At 72.5% G+C, this 22,189-nt stretch carries 19 protein-coding genes, 1 tRNA gene and 1 pseudogene; 10 read left to right on the forward strand and 11 right to left on the reverse strand.

Annotated features, from left to right (window positions below; all coding sequences use genetic code 11):
• Positions 1-81: 81 nt before the first annotated feature.
• Positions 82-1,116 (forward strand): LLM class F420-dependent oxidoreductase, encoded by a 1,035-nt coding sequence (locus tag IEZ06_RS25785; protein WP_189239265.1) that lies wholly within the window; start codon positions 82-84, stop codon positions 1,114-1,116.
• 12 nt (positions 1,117-1,128) lie between these two features.
• Here the strand turns inward: IEZ06_RS25785 and IEZ06_RS25790 are convergent, their stop codons facing one another.
• Together IEZ06_RS25790 and IEZ06_RS25795 are read right to left on the reverse strand one after the other, a co-directional pair.
• Positions 1,129-3,150 (reverse strand): FtsX-like permease family protein, encoded by a 2,022-nt coding sequence (locus IEZ06_RS25790; RefSeq protein ID WP_229798679.1) that lies wholly within the window; start codon positions 3,148-3,150, stop codon positions 1,129-1,131.
• Entirely contained in the window at positions 3,147-3,824 is a 678-nt protein-coding gene (locus tag IEZ06_RS25795) for an ABC transporter ATP-binding protein (RefSeq protein ID WP_189239266.1), read from the reverse strand. Before IEZ06_RS25795 ends, IEZ06_RS25790 begins: the two co-directional genes overlap by 4 nt.
• Before the next feature lie 128 nt (positions 3,825-3,952).
• Here IEZ06_RS25795 and IEZ06_RS25800 point away from each other — a divergent pair, with 128 nt between their 5' ends.
• From IEZ06_RS25800 to IEZ06_RS25825, 6 genes are all read left to right on the forward strand, one after another.
• Complete coding sequence (locus IEZ06_RS25800; RefSeq protein WP_203872182.1) at positions 3,953-4,603, forward strand: response regulator; 651 nt, start codon at positions 3,953-3,955, stop codon at positions 4,601-4,603.
• Between the two features lie 66 nt (positions 4,604-4,669).
• Complete coding sequence (locus IEZ06_RS25805; protein ID WP_189239268.1) at positions 4,670-5,398, forward strand: DUF4328 domain-containing protein; 729 nt, start codon at positions 4,670-4,672, stop codon at positions 5,396-5,398.
• A 169-nt stretch (positions 5,399-5,567) separates the two neighbouring features.
• On the forward strand, positions 5,568-7,526 hold the full coding sequence (locus IEZ06_RS25810) for a serine/threonine-protein kinase (protein WP_229798681.1): 1,959 nt from the start codon (positions 5,568-5,570) through the stop codon (positions 7,524-7,526).
• 73 nt (positions 7,527-7,599) lie between these two features.
• A complete protein-coding gene (locus tag IEZ06_RS25815) occupies positions 7,600-8,559 on the forward strand; it encodes a quinone oxidoreductase family protein (RefSeq protein WP_189239269.1) in 960 nt (319 codons plus the stop codon).
• Between the two features lie 278 nt (positions 8,560-8,837).
• A complete protein-coding gene (locus tag IEZ06_RS25820; RefSeq protein ID WP_189239270.1) occupies positions 8,838-10,034 on the forward strand; it encodes an AAA family ATPase in 1,197 nt (398 codons plus the stop codon).
• Positions 10,035-10,092: 58 nt separating this feature from the next.
• Positions 10,093-10,413, forward strand: coding sequence for an RloB domain-containing protein (locus IEZ06_RS25825; protein WP_229798683.1), 321 nt, complete (start codon positions 10,093-10,095; stop codon positions 10,411-10,413).
• An 86-nt stretch (positions 10,414-10,499) separates the two neighbouring features.
• On the opposite strand, the gene IEZ06_RS25830 is transcribed toward IEZ06_RS25825, so the two are convergent.
• Positions 10,500-11,126, reverse strand: a complete 627-nt coding sequence (locus IEZ06_RS25830; protein ID WP_189239272.1) for a winged helix-turn-helix domain-containing protein — start codon at positions 11,124-11,126, stop codon at positions 10,500-10,502.
• Between the two features lie 67 nt (positions 11,127-11,193).
• Between IEZ06_RS25830 and IEZ06_RS25835 the strand changes: the two genes are divergently transcribed.
• Both IEZ06_RS25835 and IEZ06_RS25840 read left to right on the forward strand, forming a co-directional pair.
• Positions 11,194-12,432, forward strand: a complete 1,239-nt coding sequence (locus tag IEZ06_RS25835; protein ID WP_229798685.1) for an MFS transporter — start codon at positions 11,194-11,196, stop codon at positions 12,430-12,432.
• A 205-nt stretch (positions 12,433-12,637) separates the two neighbouring features.
• Entirely contained in the window at positions 12,638-13,660 is a 1,023-nt protein-coding gene (locus IEZ06_RS25840) for a DUF8829 domain-containing protein (RefSeq protein WP_189239273.1), read from the forward strand.
• Here the strand turns inward: IEZ06_RS25840 and IEZ06_RS25845 are convergent.
• The 7 genes from IEZ06_RS25845 to IEZ06_RS25875 form a co-directional block, all read right to left on the reverse strand.
• Positions 13,581-14,909: a PucR family transcriptional regulator gene (locus tag IEZ06_RS25845; protein WP_229798687.1), complete on the reverse strand. Its 1,329-nt coding sequence runs from the start codon at positions 14,907-14,909 to the stop codon at positions 13,581-13,583. The two genes, IEZ06_RS25840 and IEZ06_RS25845, sit on opposite strands and share 80 nt — an antisense overlap.
• Positions 14,909-15,709 (reverse strand): ABC transporter permease subunit, encoded by an 801-nt coding sequence (locus IEZ06_RS25850; protein WP_189239274.1) that lies wholly within the window; start codon positions 15,707-15,709, stop codon positions 14,909-14,911. Before IEZ06_RS25850 ends, IEZ06_RS25845 begins: the two co-directional genes overlap by 1 nt.
• Positions 15,678-16,598, reverse strand: coding sequence for an ABC transporter ATP-binding protein (locus tag IEZ06_RS25855; RefSeq protein WP_189239275.1), 921 nt, complete (start codon positions 16,596-16,598; stop codon positions 15,678-15,680). Before IEZ06_RS25855 ends, IEZ06_RS25850 begins: the two co-directional genes overlap by 32 nt.
• 247 nt (positions 16,599-16,845) lie before the next feature.
• Entirely contained in the window at positions 16,846-17,052 is a 207-nt protein-coding gene (locus IEZ06_RS25860; RefSeq protein ID WP_189239276.1) for an SHOCT domain-containing protein, read from the reverse strand.
• On the reverse strand, positions 17,052-18,584 hold the full coding sequence (locus IEZ06_RS25865; protein ID WP_189239277.1) for a cobyric acid synthase: 1,533 nt from the start codon (positions 18,582-18,584) through the stop codon (positions 17,052-17,054). The genes IEZ06_RS25860 and IEZ06_RS25865 overlap by 1 nt, the downstream gene beginning before the upstream one ends.
• A gap of 125 nt (positions 18,585-18,709) precedes the next feature.
• Positions 18,710-19,720 (reverse strand): cobalamin biosynthesis protein, encoded by a 1,011-nt coding sequence (locus tag IEZ06_RS25870; protein WP_189239278.1) that lies wholly within the window; start codon positions 19,718-19,720, stop codon positions 18,710-18,712.
• 92 nt (positions 19,721-19,812) lie between these two features.
• Positions 19,813-20,610, reverse strand: a complete 798-nt coding sequence (locus IEZ06_RS25875; protein WP_189239279.1) for a phosphotransferase — start codon at positions 20,608-20,610, stop codon at positions 19,813-19,815.
• A gap of 252 nt (positions 20,611-20,862) precedes the next feature.
• Between IEZ06_RS25875 and IEZ06_RS25880 the strand changes: the two genes are divergently transcribed.
• Positions 20,863-20,936 (forward strand) — tRNA-Arg (locus IEZ06_RS25880).
• Between the two features lie 445 nt (positions 20,937-21,381).
• On the opposite strand, the pseudogene IEZ06_RS25885 reads toward IEZ06_RS25880, so the two are convergent.
• Positions 21,382-22,189, reverse strand: a pseudogene (locus IEZ06_RS25885) (hypothetical protein); the annotation flags it as partial.

Genomic DNA, 22,189 nt, shown 5'->3' on the forward strand with positions numbered 1-22,189 from the left:
CCGATCTCGACACCGGGCCTTTCGCAAAGTGAAATAGAACGTGTTCCAATACGATGGCGCACCCGGACGAGAGGCCCGACCATGAGCACCGACCTGAAGCTCGGCCTGAACCTCGGCTACTGGCAGCGCGGCCCCGCCGACGCCACCGAGCTCGTCCGGGCCGCCGAACGGCTGGGCTATGACTCCGTGTGGACCGCCGAGGCCTACGGCAGCGACGCCTTCACCCCGCTGGCCTGGTACGGCGCGCGCACCTCGCGCATCAAGCTGGGCACCTCGGTCGCCCAGATCGCGGCCAGGACCCCCGCGGCGACCGCGATGACCGCGATGACGCTGGACCACCTCACCGGCGGCCGGCTGCTGCTCGGCATCGGCGCGTCCGGTCCCCAGGTCGTCGAGGGCTGGTACGGCGTGCCGTTCGCCCGCCCGCTCGCCCGCACCCGCGAGTACGCCGAGATCATGCGCCGGATCTGGCGCCGGGAGGGGCCGGTGACCTCAGGTGGCGAGCACTACCCGCTCCCGCTGCCCGCGGGCGCCCGCGACGGGGTCACCGGCCTGGGCAAGCCGCTGAAGCTCATCACCCGCCCCCTGCGTCCGGAGATCCCCCTCTACCTCGGCGCGGAGGGCCCCAGGAACGTCGCCCTGGCCGCGGAGATCGCCGACGGCTGGCTCCCGCTGTTCGCCTTCCCCGAGAAGATCGAGCAGATGTACGGGCCGTCGCTGGCCGCCGCCGGACCGGACTTCGACGTCGCGGCCATGGTCCTGACCCTGGTCACCGACGACGTCCGGGCGGCCCTCGACGGGGTCAAGACGATGCTCACCCTGTACATCGGCGGCATGGGCGCCCGCGACCGCAACTTCCACGCCGACATCATCGGCCGGATGGGCTACGCCGACGCCGCCGCCGAGGTCCAGGAGCTCTACCTGTCCGGGCGGCGGGACGAGGCGTTCGCGGCCGTCCCGGACGAGCTGGCCGACGGCATCTCCCTGGTCGGCCCGGCCGGGCGCATCCGCGAGCGGCTGGAGGCGTGGCGCAAGAGCCCGGTGACCAGCCTCCTGGTCATGGGACTCGGCGACGAGCCCTCCCTGCGCACGGTCCGCGACCTGGTCCTGGGCTGACGGTGAAGCCGGTCAGTCCGGGCGCGGTGCGGGGTTCTCGGTGACCGAGCGGAGCACCGGGGCGCTCGCGGCCCCGGCGCCGGCCACCCCGGCGAAGCCGAGGAGCACGCAGGCGAGCAGGGTGGCCAGCCCGCCGGCGTCCAGCCCGGTGATCGCGAACGGGAGCGCGCAGAACAGGCCGACCGCGATCGAGCCGCCGCCCATGACGGCCAGCGGGATGAGCGTCTCGGCGCGCCGGGCCCGGTCCAGGACCTGCAGCGGGGTGCCCGCCAGGCGGAGCAGCGCGTAGGTCTGCCGCCGGTCGAGGACGGAGGAGACGGCGGTGATCCCGGCGCTGACCACCGCGACCAGGAACGAGACCGTGAGCACCACGATCGTCCCGGTGCCGATGTCGCCGATCAGCACGTGGCCGAACCGGTCGTCGTCGGCGATGGAGGTCGCGCGCCGGCCGGGGACCAGGCCGTCGAGCGCGGTGCGGGCCCGGTCGACCAGCGCCGCGTCCACCCGGGAGTCCACCCGGGCGTCCGTCTTCTCCCCCTTGGCCGGCTGCTCCGGTGCCGCCGCCCGGCCGCCGCCGAGCGCGACGACGAGCACCTTCTCCCCGCCCTCGCCGGTGATCTCGGTCCCGGCGCGCACTCCCGCCGCGGTCAGCCGCTCGCGGGCCTCGGCGGCGACCGCGTCCGCCCGGGCGGCGGTGACCGAGACGCGCAGCCGCGAGGCGTCCGCCTCGCCCAGCAGGTCGGCCGACGGGTTCAGCAGCACCACGAACCCCGCCACGAACCCGGTCAGCGCCACCCCGCTCACGGTCCGCCAGGCCGCCCTGGGGTCGTCCACCAGCCGCCGGCCGGCCAGCAGCCGGGCGGGCCCGCGCGCCGTACCCGCGGTGATCCTGCCGATCAGGCCGACCACCCACGGGCCGGCCAGGTTGATCGAGAGGAAGGCCAGGCCCAGCACCACCGCGATCATCCCGCCGCCGCTGCCGACGCTGAGCGTGGGCACCACGGCCAGGACGGCCAGCAGCACCGCCACCCGGACGAAGCGCATCCCCGGCGGGGTCTCCCGCTTGGCCACGCCCAGCGGGCCGACCACGACCCTGCGCAGGCCGACCACCGCGGACAGGCCCACGAGCAGCGGCACCGCCGCCAGCACGGCGAGCGTGTACGGCACGCCCGGCCACAGGTCGGCGGCGAACCACGAGCCGCCGGCGATCTCGATCCCGGTGAGCGGCGGGATCAGCAGGACGTACAGGAGCGTGCCCGCGACCGCCCCGGCGAGCGCGGTGATCACCGCCTCGGCCGCGGTCATCGCGACCACCTGGCCGGGGGTGGCGCCGACCAGGCGGAGTGCCGCCAGGCGCTGGTCGCGCCGGGCCACGGTGAGCCGGGCCGCCGCGCCCCCGAACACCAGCAGCGGCACGGCCATCAGCACGCTCGCGATCAGCGCGAGCATCCGGTAGCCCTGCGCGTCGGGCGTCGGCTCCCCGGTGAAGTCCGAGATCCGGGTGGGCGCGACCTCGCCCCGCGGCTCGTCGGCCCCCTTCCCGGCCAGGACCGCGGAGTCCGGCGCCCAGCCCCGCACGGCGACCAGCTCGCCGGGGTGGACCAGCGCCTCGTCCCCGACCGTCCCGCCGCGCCTGCCCGCGAACCGGTCCGCCAGCTGGTCGGCCGGGAGCCTGCGGGCGAGCTCGGCCAGGGCCGGGGAGAGCCAGACCTCGCCCGGGGCGGGGAAGCGGTCCAGCCCCGGGGGCGGCGGCGCCCCCGGCTCCAGCGCGGCCAGCTCCACGACCGTGATCCGCTCGTCGCGCACGTAGTCCACGCGGACGGACTGGACGGCCACCGCCCGCCCCTGGGCCGGGACCGGGTTGCGCCACGCCTCCCGGTCGCCCCGCCCCTCGAAGGCGAGGTTCGCGGAGACCGCGAAGAGCAGCAGCGCGGTGGAGACCGTCACCGCCACCGCGGTCAGGGCCGCGCCCAGCAGTCCCCGGCGGCCGCCCGCGCGCAGCAGCCGCCAGCCGAGTCCCAGCGCCGCCCTCACGCTCCCACCCCGGTCATGATCCGGCCGTCGCGGACCTCGACGGTGCGGTCGCACCAGCGGGCCACCTGCGGGTCGTGGGTGACCACCACCAGCGAGGCGTCGCCGCCCCGGGTCGCCTCCACCAGCAGGCGCATCGTGTCGTGCCCGGTGGTCTGGTCGAGCGCGCCGGTCGGCTCGTCGGCGAACACCACCGCGGGCCTGGTGACCAGGGCGCGGGCGATCGCCACCCGCTGGGCCTGCCCGCCGGACAGCTCACCGGGCCGCCGCTCCTCCATGCCGCCCAGGCCGAGCGGGCCGAACCACTCCCGCGCCCGCCGTACGGCGTCGCGCCGGGAGACGCCGCCGAGCATCAGCGGCAGCGCGACGTTCTCGTCGGCCGGGAGCTCGGGCAGGAGCTGGCCGAACTGGAAGACGAATCCGAACCGCGTCCGGCGCAGGGCGCTGCGCTCCCGCTCCCCCATCGTGTCGATGCGCTGCCCGAGCAGGCGCACCTCCCCCTCGTCCGGCTTCATGATCCCGGCCAGGCAGTGCAGCAGGGTCGACTTGCCCGACCCGCTCGGCCCCATGATGGCCACGGCCTCACCGCGGCCGACCGCCAGTCCGACGCCCGCCAGCGCCGTCGCCGGGCCGAACCGCTTGGTCAGGCCGTATCCCTCGAGAACAACAGAAGTCATGGGAGCACCCTCGCTCGTCCGGGGGTGCCGCCGGATCGGCCGAGCGTGCGATCCTCCGAGGTGCCCGATCGGCCGAAAGTCGGATGGATCGGAACGACCCGCCGCGTGGGGCTGGCAGAATCAGCCGGGTGACGATTCGGGTGCTCATCGCCGACGACCAGGAGCTGGTGCGGACCGGCTTCCAGATGATCCTGGACGCCCAGGCGGACATGGAGGTCGTGGCGACCGCCGCGGACGGCGCCGAGGCGGTCGAGCACGCCCGGCGGCTCCGGCCCGACGTGTGCCTGCTCGACATCCGGATGCCCCGGCTGGACGGGCTGGAGGCCACCCGGCTGCTGGCCGGCCCGGGCGTCCCCGACCCGATGCGGGTGGTCATCGTCACCACCTTCGACCTGGACGAGTACGTCTACGGGGCGCTGCGGGCGGGTGCGACGGGATTCCTGCTCAAGGACAGCGGGCCGACGCTGCTGATCGAGGCGATCCGCGCCGCCGCCGCCGGGGACGCGCTGGTCTCCCCCTCGGTGACCGTGCGCCTGCTGGAGCACCTGGCCCGCCCCCGGGAAGGACGTTCCCGGCCGCTGGTCGAGCCGCTGACGGAGCGGGAGCTGGACGTCGTCCGGCTGGTGGCCCGGGGCCGGACCAACCAGGAGGTCGCCGCCGAGCTGTTCGTCTCGCTGTCCACGGTCAAGACGCACCTGGGCAGCATCCAGGGCAAGCTCGGGGCGAGAAACCGTGTGGAGATCGCCGCGTGGGCATGGGAGTCCGGCGTGGTGAGTTGATTGGCGGAGGCGCCGGCGGGATAGAAGAGAGGCAAGTCCTTCAGCGCATGCCGGGGGGAGATTCACATGCGCTCTGTCCCGCCGCCCAGCACGAGGCCCGCCTCGGCCGTCCAGGCGGCCCTCGTCCTGCAGGTCTGCGCGGTCACCGCCCTCACCGTGTTCGAGCAGGTCCGCGGCGAGCGGCTGGCCCGGGAGATCGCCGCGCTCGGCGGCGACCCGCGCGCCCCCGGCGCGCAGGCCCTCGTCGGCCCGGTCACCGTCTTCGCCGTCCTGGTCATCCTGGTGGCCGCCACCACGGCCGCCGCGGGCGCCGCCCACCTCGTCTGGCTGGCGCGGGCCAGGCGGTACGCCGCGGAGGTCACCGGCGCCCCCGGGTCCCGCCCCTCCTCCGGCGCCCCTTCCCGTCCCCCCGTGGCACCGGTCCTGGCCGGCTGGTTCACGCCCGGGCTCAACCTGGTCGCCCCGCCGGTGCTGGTGGACCGCCTCTGGCGGGCCTCCCGCACGCCGGCCGACCACCGCGCCTCCTGGCTGGCGCTGCTCGCCGCCTGGTGGCTGAGCTGGCTGGCCGCACTCGCCCTCCTCCTGCGGCTCTTCCTCTCCCCCGCCCCCGGGGTGGCGGACCTGACCGGCATCGGCCCGGTCGAGCTGGCCGTCGTGACCGTCTCCGCCCTGCTGTGCGGGGCCACGGTCCGGCGGATCACCAGGATCCAGACGGAGAGCGTCCTGCACCGCGTCCGCACGGCGGCCGATCCGGTCGGCTCGGAGGTCCAGGGGCTGGCCTACCAGGGCTTCTGACGCGCCCGGCGCGGCTCCCCCTTCCCCCGGCGCGGCTCTCTCCTCCCCCGCCGCCGTCGAGCCGGCCGACCGCCCGGTCCCGGCCGCTCCCGCCGCGGCTGATGCCCGCGTGGGGATCTCGGTACGCTGAGCTCCCCATACGACGGCGTTTTTGCGGTTAGGTATCACGGTGAACAACCTCAGTCCGGGCGACCCCCTGCAGATCGGGCGATACCGAGTGCTCAGCCGGCTGGGCCGGGGCGGCATGGGAACCGTCTACCTCGGGCAGGCCCCCGACGGCCAGCGGGCCGCCCTCAAGGTGATCAATTCGGAGTACAGCCAGCACGAGCAGTTCCGGATGCGCTTCCGGCGGGAGGCCGACGCGGCCCAGCGGGTGCGGCGGTTCTGCACGGCCGCGGTGCTGGAGGCCGCGCTCGACGGCGACCAGCTCTACGTGGTCACCGAGTTCGTCCCCGGGCCCAACCTGGAGGAGGCCGTGCGCTCGGGCGGCCCGCTCCGGGGTTCTAGCCTCGACGCGCTCGCGGTCGGCGTGGCCACCGCGCTGACCGCGATCCACGGGGCGGGGGTCGTGCACCGCGACCTGAAGCCGTCCAACGTGCTGCTCTCCCCGGTCGGCCCCCGGGTGATCGACTTCGGCATCGCCCGCGCCCTCGACACGCTCAGCGGCGTCACCGGGACCGGCGAGATCATCGGCACGCCCCGCTACATGGCGCCGGAGGTGCTGCGCGGCGAGCCGGTCTCCCCGGCCTGCGACGTGTTCTCCTGGGGCTGCCTGGTCGCGTTCGCGGCCAGCGGCCGGGCGCCGTTCGGCGGCGAGGCCCTGCACGCGGTGCTCTACCAGGTGCTCAACACCGAGCCCGTGCTGGAGGGCATGGAGACCGGCCTGCGCGAGCTGGTGACCCACGCGATGGACAAGGACCCGGCCCGCCGGCCCACCTCCCAGCAGCTCCTCGACCACCTGGTCGGCCGCTCGGCCGCGCCCGAGCAGGCCGCGCACTCGGTCCAGGCGGTCTGGCAGCAGAGCCCGCCCACCCTGGCTGAGCCCGCCGCGTGGGCGGGGTCCGGGCCGGGCGGCACCGGTGTCCCGGGCGGACCCGGCACGCACGCCGTACCGGGTGGTCCGGCCGCCTCCACCGCGCCGGCCGGACCGGACCCGTACACCGCATCGACCGGACCGGACCCGTACGCCGCGCCGGGCCGGCCGGGGGCGCCCGCCGCGTCCGGCGGGCCCGCTCCCACGGTCCCGGCGGGGGCGGGCACGCACGCCGTACCGGCGGGGGCGGGCGGCGCCTGGCCGCAGGACGACACGCGGATCCCGGCCGGGGTCGACGGGGGGCGCGGGCGCGCGGGCGGTGCTCCGGCCGAGGCCGTCCGGCGCAAGAAGCTGATCGCCGGTGCGGCGGTCGCGGCCCTCGTCGCGGTGGGCGGCGGCTTCGGGATCTACCTCGCCCTCTCGGCGGGCGGGCCCCCCGCCGACCTGACCCTGCTCTACCAGGACGACTTCACCCAGAAGAGCGACTGGAGCGGCACCTACGACCCCGCGAACGGCGGCAAGTACGGCTACGCGCCGGAGGGGCACTACGCCGTCGACGCCGACGGCGAGAACGCCGTCCAGCGCATCACCGCGCCGGTGCCCTTCGCGACCGCCCCGCCCGCGACCCCGGACCCCGCCGCCAGCCCCACCCCGACCATCCCCGGCCGGCTGCTCCTCGGGGCCGACGTCACGGTCCGCAACGGCAGCGCGGGCGCCGGTGAGTACGGGCTGTTCTGCCGGGGCGCGGACGCCACGGAGGCGACCCGCTACGAGTTCCTGATCGACACCTCGGGCAAGGCCCGCATCCGCAGGGCGGTCAAGAGCGCCGGGGGCGACCTGACCGAACCGGCCCAGGTGGAGGTGACGAAGGGCAAGCCCGTCCGGCTCCAGGCCGAGTGCTCGGCCGGCTCGGAGGGGATGCAGCTCACCATGTGGGTGGACGGCACCCGGGTGCAGTCCGTCACGGACCCCGACCCGCTGCCGCCGGGCGAGCTCGGCATGATCGTCCGGGTCGGGGAGAGCAGCGGCGCCACGCTGAAGACGGGCTTCGACAACTTCACGATGCGCGGCACGGCCCCGGGGAAGAAGCCCTGAGGAGGGAACAACGAATGATCGGCTCGCGGTTGGGGATGCTCGGAACACCGACCTGAGCGAAGGAGCCCGCACGATGCGCGCCATAGTCGTCTCCGCCACCGGCGGCCCCGAGGTCCTCTCCTACGAGGACTACCCGGACCCCGCGCTGAACCCCGGCGAGGTGCTGGTCGACGTCGCGGCCAGCGGCGTGAACTTCATCGACGTCTACCACCGGATGGGCCGCTATCCCCTCTCGCTGCCCTTCGTGCCCGGCAACGAGGGAGCAGGCACCGTCGCGGCGGTCGGCGAGGACGTGGAGGGGGTCTCCGTCGGTGACACGGTGGCCTGGGCGAGCGTCATGGGCAGCTACGCCGAGAAGGCCGTCGTGCCGGTCTCCCACCTGCTCCTGGTGCCCGAGGGGGTGGTGCCCGAGCTCGCGGCGGCCGTCACGCTCCAGGGTCTCACCGCGCACTACCTGACCCACTCGGTGCACGAGGTCAAGCCCGGCGACGACGTGCTGGTGCACGCCGCGGCCGGCGGCATGGGGTTGCTGCTCACGCAGATCGCCAAGCTCCGCGGCGCCCGGGTGATCGGCACGGTCTCCACCGAGGAGAAGGAGGAGCTGGCCCGGCAGGCCGGAGCCGACGAGGTCCTCCGCTACAAGGGCTTCGCCGACGCGGTCCGCGACCTGACCGGTTCCGGCGTGCACGTCGTCTACGACGGCGTGGGGGCGACCACCTTCGCCGAGAGCCTCGCCGCCCTGCGCCCGCGCGGCATGATGGCCCTGTACGGCCAGGCCAGCGGCCCGGTGCCGCCGATCGACCCGCAGCTGCTGGCCAAGGAGGGGTCCCTCTTCCTGACCCGGCCCAGCCTCGGCGCCTACATCGCCACCAAGGACGAGCTCGCCTGGCGCGCCTCCGACCTGTACGGCTGGCTGGCCTCCGGCCGGCTCCAGGTGCACGTCTCCCGCCGCTACCCCCTGGCCGAGGCCGCGCAGGCCCACGAGGACCTGGAGGCCCGCCGCACCACCGGCAAGCTCCTGCTCATCCCCTGACCTCCGCTTCCCGTACGGCCGCCGCCCCGTGGACGGGGCGGCGGCCGTACGTCAACATGCAGGATGCAGTTGGACAGCCCTCTGCGGGGATTCCCTTCGAGACAGGCGCTGAAGTTGCAGGCTGAGCACATGTTGAAGGAGGGGTGACCCATCATGCTCCTGCGGTTCCGGGTGGCCAACCACCGATCGATACGCGACGAGCAGACACTGTCCTTCGTCGCGGCCCGATCGCGCGGCCTTGCCGACAGCGAACGAACGGCACCCCGCGGACCGCACCCGTGGCGGGGATCTACGGGGCCAACGCCTCCGGCAAGTCGAACGTCCTCGACGCACTGCGATGGATGCAATGGGCCGTCGAGACGTCCCAGACGAGATGGGCACCGAGCGCAGGAATCCCCCGGCACCCGTTCCTCCTGTCGGAACAGGGCCGATCCACCGCCTCGCTGTACGAGCTGGATTTCGTTCATGACGGAATCCGATACACCTACGGATTCGAGGTCGACGACGAGGTCGTGCGCGGCGAGTGGCTCCATTCGTTCCCGCATGGTCGTCCCCGCCGGCTGTTCGAGCGTACGGGGCCGGACCAGGATGCCTACGAGTTCAGCCGGATGCTCACCGGAGAGACGAGGCGCATTGCGAAGCTGACACGCGGCAACGCGCTCTATCTCTCCTCCGCCGCGTCCAATAACCACTCCCTGCTGAGCGCACTCGAACTGAAGATCGTCACATGCATCCAGTTCGCCAGCCATGACGACCACGATGAGCGCCGCCGCCTTCTCGTGACCAAGCTTCTCCTCCGCGACCCCGCGGCGGCGGCGGACATCAATACACTTCTCCAGCTTGCCGATCTCGGAATCGAGAGGGCGGAGTTGGTGAAGGACAGGCTTCTCGCAGAGGCAGACGAGCGATTCAAGCGGATATATCGCACCACATCAGACGGGAGCAGTGCGCCCGACGCGGGGTCGGAACCCGAAACCCTGTCAGGCCGGATTCAGCTCCGGCGGGCGAACAGCACGACCGCCCTGTCCATCGAGGACGAAAGCGCCGGAACCCGAGTATGGCTCTCCATTATCGGACCGGTCATCGGGGCACTCGAAAGCGGATCCGTCTTCGTGGTGGACGAGATCGATTCCAGCATGCACCCGCTGCTCAGCTCCAGCCTGATCCGAATGTTCAAGGATCCCGAGATCAACCGGCGCGGGGCTCGACTGCTTTTCTCCTCCCACGACACGACATTGCTCGGGAACCTCCTCTCGGAGGACCTTCTCTCCCGGGACGAGGTCTGGTTCACCGAGAAGGACGGCGAGGGTGCGACCTCCCTGTCCCCACTCACCGATTTTCACCCGCGCCGCAACGAGAACGTAGAGCGGGGCTATCTCCAGGGACGCTACGGCGCCGTCCCATATGTCAATCTCGAAAAAGTCCGCGAAATCTTCCACGAGAGGCGCGCCGGGCCACACGAGCACACGGCGTAGCCCTCAGCACCTAGAGCGGGTCCCCTCACGGAGAGAGCCTAGAAAGCGGATCCCGGTGATGTGCGAGGGCAATGTCACCGAGGTGAAATACTTCGTCGGAATCTTCGAGATCTGGCTGCTCTGGCACTTCCAGGACTGCTCGGCGACGCTGTCCTCCGCGGTCGTCCAGGGCAAGGTCGGCAGGCACCTGCCCGGCTACGACAAGCACCTGCCGAAGGACTTCCCCTACGAGAGGTACGAAACAGCACGTCGCCGAGCGCAGAACACCGACCCGGCGCATGTCTCCGCGAACCGAAAGGGAGGCAACCCTTCGACCAACGTCTGGCTCACGGTCGAGGCGATCGCCGAATCAGGCCGGACGCAGCGGGAGCACCGGTGACACGCATGGCTCGCCCCCTCCGGGAGAGACACCGGGCCGCACCTGCGAGATGACCCTCGCCGCCTCGCTCGCGCGGCGGCCGCGCGTCACTCAGGCGGCTCCTGGGCACCGAGGCCGACGGGGAACGCGTCGAAGTTGACGATGACCCGCGCGGTTCCGGGGGCGTCCTCCTTCCGGTCTCGCACCTTCTCGTGGTGAGCGTCGACGACCCGTGAGATCTCCCGGACGAGGCCGGCGAGTTCCTCTCGGGTCATGCGCATGACAGCGTGCAGGTTGACGGTGGCCTCGACCCATTCGCGGGGAGTGGTCCGCGACTCCTCCAGCCAGCGGCCGAGCTCGGCATTCCGTTTGCGGAGCAGGTCGGCGAGCAGGAACTCCGCCGCTTGCGCCGTCTCGGGGTCGCGACGGAACCGGTCCCCGTCGAACCCGAACCGGCGGGAGCGCCACCAGCGCTCCTTGCCCTTCCCTCGGCCGGACACCTCCTCGATGAGGCCGTGCCGCGCGAGCTGACGCAGGTGATAACTCGTCGAGCCGCTGTTCTCCCCGGTGCGGGCGGCGAGCTGGGTCGCCGTGGCGGGGCCGTGGTGGTCCAGCAGCTCCAGCAGCCGGAGCCGTACCGGATGGGCGAGGCCCTTGAGCGCCGCTGCGTCGAGTTCTCGGTCCGCGCGCCCGGCGAGCGCCGAGGGATCGGAATCACGGGTCTTGTCATCCATTACGTGCAGCCATATCTTTGCAAAGAGAATTTTGCATACTTTCCTTTACACGTTATCGGAGACAGTGGTGACCCCTCGGCCCTTCCGCTGGTTGTTGACGGCCTCCGGCCTGTCCAACACCGCCGACGGCATCGTCGTCGTGGCCATGCCCCTGCTGGCGATCACGCTGACCCGCTCACCACTGCTGGTTTCTCTCGTCAGCGCGGCGGCCACCCTCCCCTGGCTGCTGCTGTCCCTGCACGCGGGCGCGCTCGCCGACCGGCACGACCGGCGGCGGATCCTGGTTCTGACCACGTGGGCCCGGGTCACGGTCCTGACCGCCCTGGTGGCGGCCGCCTGGCTGGGGACGCTCCCCCTGCCCGTACTGCTGGCCGGAGCCCTGCTGCTCGGCGCCGGAGAGGTCTTCGCCGACACCTCTGCGCAGTCGGTGGTGCCGATGACCGTGGCGCGGGAACGGCTCGGCGACGCCAACGGCAAGCTCGTCGCCGCGCAGACCATCGGCAACAACTTCCTGGGAGGGCCCGCCGCCGGACTCCTGGCCGGGCTCGGCGCCGCCGCCGCGTTCGGGGCACCCGCCCTGCTCTACGCGGTGGCGGGGATCGCCCTGCTCGGCATGCGCGGGCGTTTCCGGGTGGAGGAGCCCTCCACCCGACCGCTCCGCCACGACATCGCAGAAGGGGTGCGCCACCTGTGGAGCCACCGGGTGCTGCGGGACCTGGCCTTTCTGTCGGGTGCGCTCAACTTCGCGAACTCGGCCTACTTCGCGGTCTTCGTCCTGTGGGTCGTCGGGGAGGAGTCCCGGGTGGGGCTCACCCCCGGCCAGTACGGCCTCCTCATGGTGGCGCTCGCCGCCGGGGCCGTGGCGGGGTCGCTGCTGGCCGACCGGGTCGCGCAGAAGGCCGGTCAGGTCAGGACACTGGTCATCGCCGACCTGGCCGGCGGCGTCCTGCTGCTCGTGCCCGCCCTCGTCCCCACCCCCGCCGCCATCGGCCTCACCGCCGTACTGCTGGGCGCCGCCGGCGCCACCACCAACGTCCTGCGGGTCTCGCTGCGGCAGCGGCTCGTCCCCGGTCACCTGCTCGGCCGGGTCAATTCGGCCATCCGCCTGATCGGCATGGGGTCCACACCGCTGGGCGCGGCCGCGGGCGGTGCCCTCGCCACGGCGGCCGGGCTGCCCGCGGTGTTCACCTCGGCCTCGGTGCTGTACGTTCTGGCCGTCGCCCTCACCTGCCGGAGCGTCACGACCCGCTCGGTCGCCGAGGCCGAGTCTGCAGCGGATACCGTCGTCCGGCCCGCGCCCGCCTGAGGAACCGAGGTCGTTTTCCGGGAAGTACGTGTCGTCCGCCCGCGCTCGTCACATGCACTTCCCGGGAAACGATCATTCTTTCGCCGGGATGGGACGGTTATCCACAGGGAGCCGTATGCGGTGGGGTTGTCCCCAGGGAACACCGTGCACCAGAACCGCCCCTGGCGGCACGGCTACTTTTGCCGTCCGGGCGGAAGGGGCGGGGATGGGAAACAAGCACAGCCGGTCGTCACGGCACCGGACCGGCAGGTCGCCGGGCGGACGACCCGCGCTGGGGGTGGCGCTGCTGACCGACGAGCGCGACCTCGCCGCGCTCCGCGGTCACGGTTCCCTCGTCCACCGGGACTACGCAGGCTATCTGGCTTCATGTGAGCGGGACATGCGCTCCATGCGGGCGTCCGGCAAGGTGGTGGCGGAGGCGTTCGATCTCGGGGAATACCTCGCTCTCTGCCGGGAAGCGGGGCTGGATCCCGGTGATGCCGCCAGCCGGGCCCGGTACGCCGCGCTGGTGTGCGAGGAGGGTGACCCCCTCGCCTACCGGGGCGAGCCCATCGATGAGTTCGTCGCCGTGCTCGCCCGCCGGGAGAGGGCGCGCAGACTGTCCTCCAGGATCGAGGGACATCTCGCCCGCGTCCCGGCCGGACAGGTCATGGCGGCGCGGAAGCACACGGCCGATCTGCTCCTGTGGCTGCTGAGCCGCGAAGGGCCGGGCCTGCACGTCCTGACCTGCCTGGTGGAGGCCGGGCGGGGCGATCCGCTGGAGGTCTCGGCCGAGATCGAGGTCCGCCCGAACAAGACGCTGCTGCGCGGAGAAGATCCCCTGGTGCTCGCCCAGATGCTCGTCCTCGCCCGCGCGGTGAGGGCCCGAGGCAGCTTGATCATGCGCTTCCGCACCCGGAGGACCGATCCCGCCACCGATCTCCCCCTCGAGATCGTCCGCAGCTGGTCCATCCGGGACGGTGAGCTCCGGTCCCTGAGCGGTACGGAGACGCACGCTGCCTTCTGCGTCGACGCCCGGACCGGTGGCCCGCTCATCCCCGAACCCGCCGTCGAATACGCCGACGCCCCGTCCTTCCGAGAAGGACTCGACGAACCAGGAGGGCCCGATGAAAGAGCTCATCCGCCGTCTCCGGTCCCGTCTCCGGCTCTCAGGCCCGCGCCACCGGTCCGAGGGGCTGAGCGGGCCAGTCGAGGAGGCGGGCGCCCAGCACCGCCGTCTCCAGGGTGAAGCGCTGGGTGGGGTCGTCGGGCGAGAAGCCGGTGAGGCGGCGGATCCGCTCCAGCCGGTAGGTCACGGCCCGGGTGCTGACGCCCAGCTTTCGCGCGGCCGCGGCCTGGTTGCCCTGGACGGCGAAGACGGCCTCCAGCGTGTCGAGCAGCGGTCCGGGCCCGCCCCGGGCCTCCAGCAGTGGGCTGAGCACGGTCGTCACCAGGTCGTCGATGGCCTCGCGGTCCCGCAGCAGCACCGGGAAGACCAGCAGGTCGGCCGCCTTGAGGACGGGCGCCCGCAACCCGAGCCGGTCGCCCAGCTCGATCGCGTTGCCCGCCTCCCGGTAGGAGGCGACGACCCCACCGGGCCCCCGGTGCGCCCGGCCCACACCGACGCACCAACCCGGCTCGAAGGCCTGCCGCACGTGGTGGGTGAACTCCCCGGTCGCGGCGGAGAGACTGCCCGGCGCGACGCACACCAGCAGCCCGTCCCGGACCGCCACCAGCACGTTGTGCGACCCGAACCGGGCGACCAGCGCCTCCTCGATCCGCCTCGCCACCGGATCGCCGTCCCGCAGTCCCGGGTTCCGCGCGGCATCGGGCGCGGCCGCCTTCCCACCGGGCCCGGTCCCACCGGACCCGGTCCCCGTGCCGCCGGACCCGGTGGGAGCGGACCCTCCACCCGCCCGCACGGATCCGGCCGGGCGGGCGACCGCCACCACGTAGGACTCCGCCAGCCGGAGGCCGAAGTGCTCGGCGCGTTCGGCGAGCCGGTCGGCCCGCCCGTGCAGCAGGTCGTCGACGAACTCCCGGCGGGCGGCCTCCTCCTGGCGGATCGCCAGGCGCTGGGCGTTCTCATAGCCCTCCATCAGCGCGGAGACCGCCCGCCTCAGCGCGGAGAGCACCGCCGGGGCGGCCCCTTTCGTCCGTCCCTGCCCGGACGGCCCCGGCCAGACAGGGTCGGAAGCGGCCGGGTCGGAAGCGGCCGGGTCGGAAGCGGCCGGGTCGGAAGCGGACCCGCCGAGACCTGAGTCTCCGGGCGCGGATGATCCCGGACCGGACGGCCCGGAGACGGCCGTCTCGGCCATGGCCAGGGCGGCGTCGACCAGTTCCCGCAGCGGCAGGCCCAGCTCGGCGGCCCGCGCCCCCGCCGCCCGGTAGCCGTCGAGCGCCTCCCTGCCGGGCAGCCGCCCGGTGGCGGCGGCCTCGCTCAGCATCCGCGGGTGCCCGCCGAGCAGGTCGGCGGGCACCCCGGCGGCCCCGTCCATCACACCCCTACGTCGCGCCGGTCGAAGGCGAGGATCGCGACGACCAGCAGCACGGCGGCGGCGCCCGCCAGCACGAGATAGTCCCCGGCGGGGAAGCCCTGATAGAGCGGCTTTCCGTCCAGGTAGTAGTGGAACGGCGAGACCCACCGGAGCCAGGAGACCGCGTCCACGTTCTTGCCCATGGTCTCCACGATGTAGCCGCCGACCGCGACCACGCCGACGACCGCCATCGCCGGGCCCCTGCGGCCGGCGGCGGCGCCGACCGCCAACGACAGCGCGCCGAAGAGCAGGCCGAGCAGGAAGATCCCGGTGTGCGCGGCCAGGATCCTGTCGAAGGCGACGCCCATGTCCACGGCGGCCGACAGACCCCAGGCGAGCAGGAACGTCGCCGCCGCGACGCCGAGCAGCCCGAGGGCGAGCGCGGCGAACCGCTCGAAGACCAGCCGCCTGCGGTCGATCGGAAGGGTGACGGTCAGCTCCAGCGTGCCGGACTCCTCGGGGCGGGCGATCGCCTGGTTTCCCAGGACCGCCGCGCACACGACGAACAGCATCGGCCCGAACAGCTGGTAGACCACGCCGTGCAGATAGCCGACCCCGGTGGTGAAACCCGTCAGCCCGCCCATCAGGTCGCGCATCGCCTCGGGGAACTTCTTCAGGGCCATATCCCCATACAGCTCCTGGTTCTGGGAGATGTTGGGGTAGAACGACAGGTACAGCGCGAAGAACGCGCTGATGCCGACCGTCCAGCGGACCAGCGACCTGCGGTGGTCACGCAGGCTCTTGGACACCAGCGCGGGCATGGTGGGCCTCCTCTTCGCTGTAGTAGGTCAGGAAGATCTCTTCCAGGTCGGGTTCGGCGCTGACCAGGTGCACCACGGTGAACCGGGCCGCCGCCTTGATCAGCGCGTCGGGGCGGCCGTCGATGGTGCAGCTCAGGTTCGCACCCTCGACCCTCAGGTCCCGTACGCCGGGGAGGCCCTCGAACTCCTCGCGGGGCACCGGGGCGTCGAAGTGGAACTCCACCCGGCGCACCGCCTTCTCCCGCAGGGCGGCGACGTCCTCGACGGCGACCAGCCTCCCCCGCCGCACGATGCCGACCCGGTCGGCGACGTCCTCCACCTCGGCGAGCACGTGCGAGGACATCAGCACGGTCCGGCCGCTCGCGCGCACCTCGCGGACCATGGCGAGGAACTCCTGCTGGACCAGCGGATCCAGGCCGCCGGTCGGCTCGTCCAGGATCAGGAACTCCGGTTCGTGCATGAACGCCTGGATCAGCCCGACCTTCTGCTTGTTGCCCTTGGAGAGTCTGCCCATGGGCACCGAGAGGTCGGCCTCCAGCCGTTCGGCCAGCGCCGTGATCCGGTCCCGGGACACGCCGCCGCGCACCCCGGCCAGGAAGGCGAGGTACTCGCTCGCCCGCTCCCGCCCCTCCAGCGCGAGCTCTCCGGGCAGGTATCCGATCCGGCCCCGCACGCGCGGGTCGCGCGGGTCCGCCCCCAGCACGCTCATCCGGCCGCGGGTGGGCCGGATGACGTCGAGGAGGAGCCGGATGGTGGTCGTCTTGCCGGCGCCGTTCGGGCCGAGGTACCCGAACACCTCTCCGGGCCGGATCTCCAGGTCGAGATCTTCGAGTCCCCGGCGCTTTCCGTAGAACTTCGTGAGTCCCTCGGTCTCCACTACCGCTGTCATGCCTCAGATCGTGCCCTGTGCCCGATCCACCGGACCATGACCTGTTCTTGACACTTGCGCCCGCGTTCGTTGCCCGGTTCCGGAACACACGGCCTCCGCGGCCTCGCCGCTCCCGTTCTCCGCACGGCGGCGCGGGCGCGGCGGAAGGGCGGCGCGCGCCGGGCCTCCGCCGGAGCCGGCGGCCGTACACCGTCCCGGAGGTTCCGAGGAGCCGGCCGGACCAGGCGGGGTTCCCGGGGTGAAGGGGCTACCAGTCCTGGGAGAGGCCGGACATGCGGCGGAGGTACTCGTCCTCGTCGATCTCACCGGCCGCGTAGCGCCGCCTGAGGATCTCCCTGGGGTCGTCGGGGGCCGGTCCGCGGCGCGTCCTGGAGGCGCGCACCATGAGGGCGAGACCGAACACCACCGCGGCGATCACGGCGACGACGAGGAGCGCCACCGCGAACCGGGCCATCACCGTTCACCGTCCATGCCTCCATTCTGCGAGAAATCCGGCGCTTCGTGGAGGGCTCCGCCGGGAGGCAGCACCGGCAGGCCCCTGGGAGCACCGCCCTCCAGCAGGCGGATCAGGGCCTCGGTGTCCACATGCCGCTCGACGAGATCGCCGAGGGCGTCCAGGCGCTCCTCACGCAGCGCGGCGAAGGAGATCCCCGGCGCGGGGGTGAAGTCACGGCCGGAGACGGCGGCGACCTCGCGCAGGAACGCCCGGCGGAAGTCGTCGTTCTCCAGCGCCCCGTGCCAGGTGGTCCCCCAGACCGTCCCGGCCCGGCAGCCGTCCAGGAAGGGCTCCGCCCCGTCGTCGGGGGTCACCGTCCCGTGGTGGATCTCGTAGGCGGCCACCCGGTGGCCGTACGCGCTCCCGACCGGTCGGCCCAGGGTCTTGTCCGCGGCGAACTCGACCTCGGCGGGCAGCAGCCCGAGCCCCTCGACCCGCCCGGCCCCCGACTCGACGTCGTCGCGGATGGTCCGGGCGAGCATCTGGTAGCCGCCGCAGATGCCCAGCACGACCCGGCCGCGCAGCGCCTCCGCCAGGCCCGCGGCCCGCAGCCAGGCCAGGTCGGAGACCGTGGCGCGGGAACCGGGCAGGACCACCAGGTCGGCGTCGTCCAGCTCCGCCGGGGAGGTCACGAAGCGCACGACCACGCCCGGCTCGCAGGCCAGCGCGTCGACGTCGGTGAAGTTGGAGATGCGCGGCAGCCGGACCACCGCGACCCGCAGCGTCTGCCGGCCGTACGGCGTGCGCGCCGCGGCGGCGGGCCGGTCGTCCAGGGCGAGGGAGTCCTCGACGTCGAGCCAGAGGCCGTCCAGCCACGGCAGCACGCCGTACACCTCGCGGCCCGTCAGGTTCCTGAGCATGTCCAGCCCCGGTTCGAGGAGCTCGCGCGCGCCCCGGAACTTGTTGATCACGAATCCGGCGATCAGCGCCTGGTCGGCGGGTTCCAGCAGCCCCACCGTGCCGTAGAGCGAGGCGAAGACCCCGCCCCGGTCGATGTCGCCGACCACGATGACCGGCAGGTCCGCCGCGCGGGCCAGGCCCATGTTGGCGATGTCGCCCCGGCGCAGGTTGATCTCCGCCGGGCTGCCCGCCCCCTCGCAGACCACCACGTCGTACCGCTCCCGCAGCCGCCGCAGCGCCTCGACGGCCGTCTCCCGGAGATGGTCCTTGACCTGCCAGTACTCCATCGCGTCGACGTCGGCGAGCGGCCGGCCCATCACCACGACCTGGCTGCGCCGGTCGCTGCCCGGCTTGAGCAGGATCGGGTTCATGTCGGCGCTCGGCTCCAGACCGCACGCGGCGGCCTGCATCGCCTGCGCCCGGCCGATCTCCGCTCCGTCGGCGGTGACGAAGGAGTTGAGCGACATGTTCTGCGCCTTGTACGGCGCGACCTTCACCCCCTGGCGCGCCAGCCACCGGCAGATCCCGGCGGTGACCACGCTCTTGCCCGCGTCGGAGGTCGTCCCGGCGACCAGCAGCGCGCCTCTCATCCCCGTGCCCGCCCGCCCTTCCTCACCGCCGGTCGCCGCCCGTCGGCACCGGCTCCGGTCCCGCCGGCCACCACTCGTCGGCACCGGCTGCGATCCCGCCGGCCCCGTCCGGTCCGGCGCGGCGGTCAACCGCGCAGCGCGGCGAGGACGGCGAGTCCCGCAGCGGCGAACCCTACCGCGCGCGCCAGCCGTACCGAGCGGCGGATGTCCGGGACCGAGGGTTTCGGCCCGTCACCCATCTCCGGCCGGTGCTCCACGCGGTTCCCGTAGACGTTCACGCCGCCGAGCGTGACGTCGAGCGCACCGGCGAACGCCGCCTCGCACCGGCCCGAGTTCGGGCTCGGGTGGCGGTGGCCGTCCCGCCGGAGCACGGCCAGCGCCCGGCCGGCCGAACCGCTCACCAGAGGGGCGCCGAGAGCCGCGAGCACCCCGGTGATCCGGGCCGGTACGGCGTTGGCCACGTCGTCCAGCCGGGCGGCGGCCCAGCCGAAGCGCTCGTAGCGGGCGTTGCGGTGGCCGACCATGGCGTCCAGAGTGTTGACCGCGCGGTAGACGAGCAACCCGGGGACCCCCGCCACCGCCCCCCACAGCAGCGGCGCGACCACGGCGTCGGAGGTGTTCTCGGCGATCGACTCGACCGTGGCCCGGGCCAGCTCGGGCGGCTCCAGGCGGGAGGGGTCGCGCCCGCACAGGTGCGGCAGCCTTCCCCGCGCCCCGGCGAGGTCACCGGCCTCCAGGAAGGACGCCATGGCCGCGCCCTCGCGCCCCAGCGTGGTCCCGCCCAGCACCGACCAGGTGGCCACGGCGCTCACGACCCCCCGTGCCAGCGGATCGCGCACCCGGGACGCGGCCGCGCCGAGCAGTGCCACGGAGCCGACGCAGAGGGCGACGTGGACGACGCCGGCGGCCCGGGCGTCGCCGTACGTCCTCTTCTCCAGCGCCGCGGCGGCCGTGCCGAACAATGCGACCGGGTGCCCGCGGCGCGGGTCGGCGAAGAGCGCGTCGAGCACGACCCCGGCGAGCATCCCGAGGGCGTGGGCCCGCGCACCGGCTCTCCCTGTCCTTCCGTCCGCGGTTCTTCCGCCTGCAGTTCTTCCCGATGCGTTCTTCCCCGGTGCGGCGGTCCTTCTAGACAAGGCGAATCTTCCTAGGCGAGGCGGTTCTTACCGGACGGTGCGGCTCCTGCCCGGTGCGGATCCCTCCGGGCTTCTTTCGGGCGCGGATCCCGCTAGACGAGGTGGGCATGCAGCTCGTCCTGGTGCTCGTCGAGCCATGCCCCGGCCCTGCGGATGCGCGCCCCCGCGCCCTCGTCCCACATCCGGGCCCAGCCGCCGCCCGCGGCGGCCCTGGTGCGCATGATGACGTAGGAGCGGCTGAAGCGGAGGCGGGCGAGGTCGAGGAGGCGCCTGCGGTCGCGGGGCGGCAGGCCGTACGCGTCGCAGAACAGGCGCAGGCGCGGGCCGACCTCCAGCTCCCGCTGGACGGGGTCCAGGTCGACGGGGTCGGCGAGGGGCGCCCAGTGGCGCAGCGTGGTCACGACGTCGAACAGCCGGGTGGTGGGCCGGGCCAGGTCGAAGTCGATGAACGCGTACGGCAGGGCATCCCGGAAGAGCACGTTGTCGAGGTTGACATCGCAGTGGCCGACCAGTTCTGGGGCCCGATCGTCGTTGGACCCGTCCTCCCAGACCGCGTCGCGGGGCGGCCGGAAGGTCTCGGCGGCGTCGTGGAAGCGCCGCAGCAGACCGGCCAGAGCCGCCAGAGCCTCGTCGGTGACCGCGTACTCCGGCAGCGGCCGGACTCCGGACTCGCCGTCGAGATAGGTGAGGATCTCCCGTCCTCGCTCGTCGAGGCCCACCACCCGGGGCGCGCCGTCGAAACCCTCGGCCTCCAGATGTCGCAGCAGCGCGTGCACGGACGGCGTGGACGGCCGGGTGGGCCTGCGCACGGTCTCCCCGACGCGCACCACGCCCTCCGTCACATCGCCGCCCAGCAGAGGGATCTCCTCGTGGGACGTGGCGACGAACATGGCAATTGAGCCTAGACCGGCCCGTCCGGTGGTCGGGCCTGTTCCGGCCGGACCGGTACCTGTTTCACTGAAAGACCGCTCGACAGCCGGACCGCCACCGCCTCGCCTCCTTCCACCCTGTTCGACCTCGTACTTCTCCGGCTCTGCTCCCCTGCCGGGAGGGCACTCCGGCGCCCCCGCGGAGTGATCTTCCTGACACGGTGGGAAAACCGATGCATGGGCACTCGCCGGATCATGCACAATTAGGCAGGAGCGCCCTTAGCTCAGCTGGATAGAGCACCGGACTTCTAATCCGACGGTCGCAGGTTCGAATCCTGCAGGGCGCGCTTTTGATCATGGCCTGACCTGGGGAAACTCGGAGGACAGGTCTCTTCTGGAATGAAGTTCCGGCCCCTGCGTGCTCCTGGCGTGCTCGCGTGCACGGACCGTGCACACACCATGATCGACAGGAGTGCGACCCTCCGTCCTCGTCCGTCACAGCGCCTTCCGAGCCCGCAGTGCTTCTGCGAGCACCCCTGCCCTCTCATGCCCTCGGCGGCAGAGAGACCCCGCCGACCTCTCAACACTGAAAACAACCAGGCGGTCGAATCGCTCAGGCCCTGCGCCGCAGCCCGGTTCGGCACGGAACAAGGGTCTGATACCGCAACACCGTCGCATCACGACGGAGTGCCACAATCTTGGCGTTCTTGATTGTTCTGCTTCGTCCCGGCGGTATCACCCATCCGAACATCTTGATCCTGAAAGAAAATGCGGCGGCTGCATCATTCGCAGTCAGGACTCGGAGCCCTGCATGGCGGATGCGAGTTTCCCCGCTCGCTCCTCTCCACGCCTGCGCTCATGCGAAATCCACTCCTTCCCTTCCGCGGCAATCCCCTCCAGAACGTGCAGAGTATGGCGAAGACCTGCAGCATCCAGCGTCATCTCGGACACCGTTCCAGGCTTCTCGCCCTGCTGAAGCTCCTCCATTCCCGGACCTGTCACCTGAACAGTGATCTTCTGCCCGTCGACGAGCGCGAGCTCGAAAGTCCGTTCATCGCTATCTGTCTGTTTTACTCGTACGGCCGCGACCGCTTCGAAGCGGTAGTTCGTCCGCTGCCGGTCGTGGAACGTACCCCGCTCGAAGTCGAGGGTGACGGCGAGCTGGCGCACTCCGTCCACGGTGAGAAGGAAGACCAGAAGCTGGTATTTCTTATAGCGCCAAGGCCCATTCAGCACCCGGGCACGCTTAATCGAGGGAACGGGTGCTTCGATGAATGCGTGAGCAATGACGTTGCTCATGGTCAGCTTGTAGTGTTGCAACGCCTCGTCCAGCAGCACTTTCCGGTCGCAGTCCAGCCAGGCGGATATTTCCCGGTCGTCAGGCTTGTCGGCCAGCTTCTCTTTCCATCGGTCGAAGGCCGCCCAGCTCTTCTTCGATCTTTGATCGACTTCGTACTTGTCGGCGGTATGCCGTCGATGTTCAAGGGTGATGTACAGCCAGGCGCGGCAGGCGATCCATCCGCTCGCCAGGACAAGGGCCAAGGCCGCGTAGTTAAGCCGTGATCCCTGCTGTCGACTTGGCTGTTTCTGCAGGTCGAGA

Origin of the sequence: Planomonospora antibiotica, assembly GCF_014647955.1 — a bacterium.
GTDB classification, from domain to species: Bacteria; Actinomycetota; Actinomycetes; order Streptosporangiales; family Streptosporangiaceae; genus Planomonospora; species Planomonospora parontospora.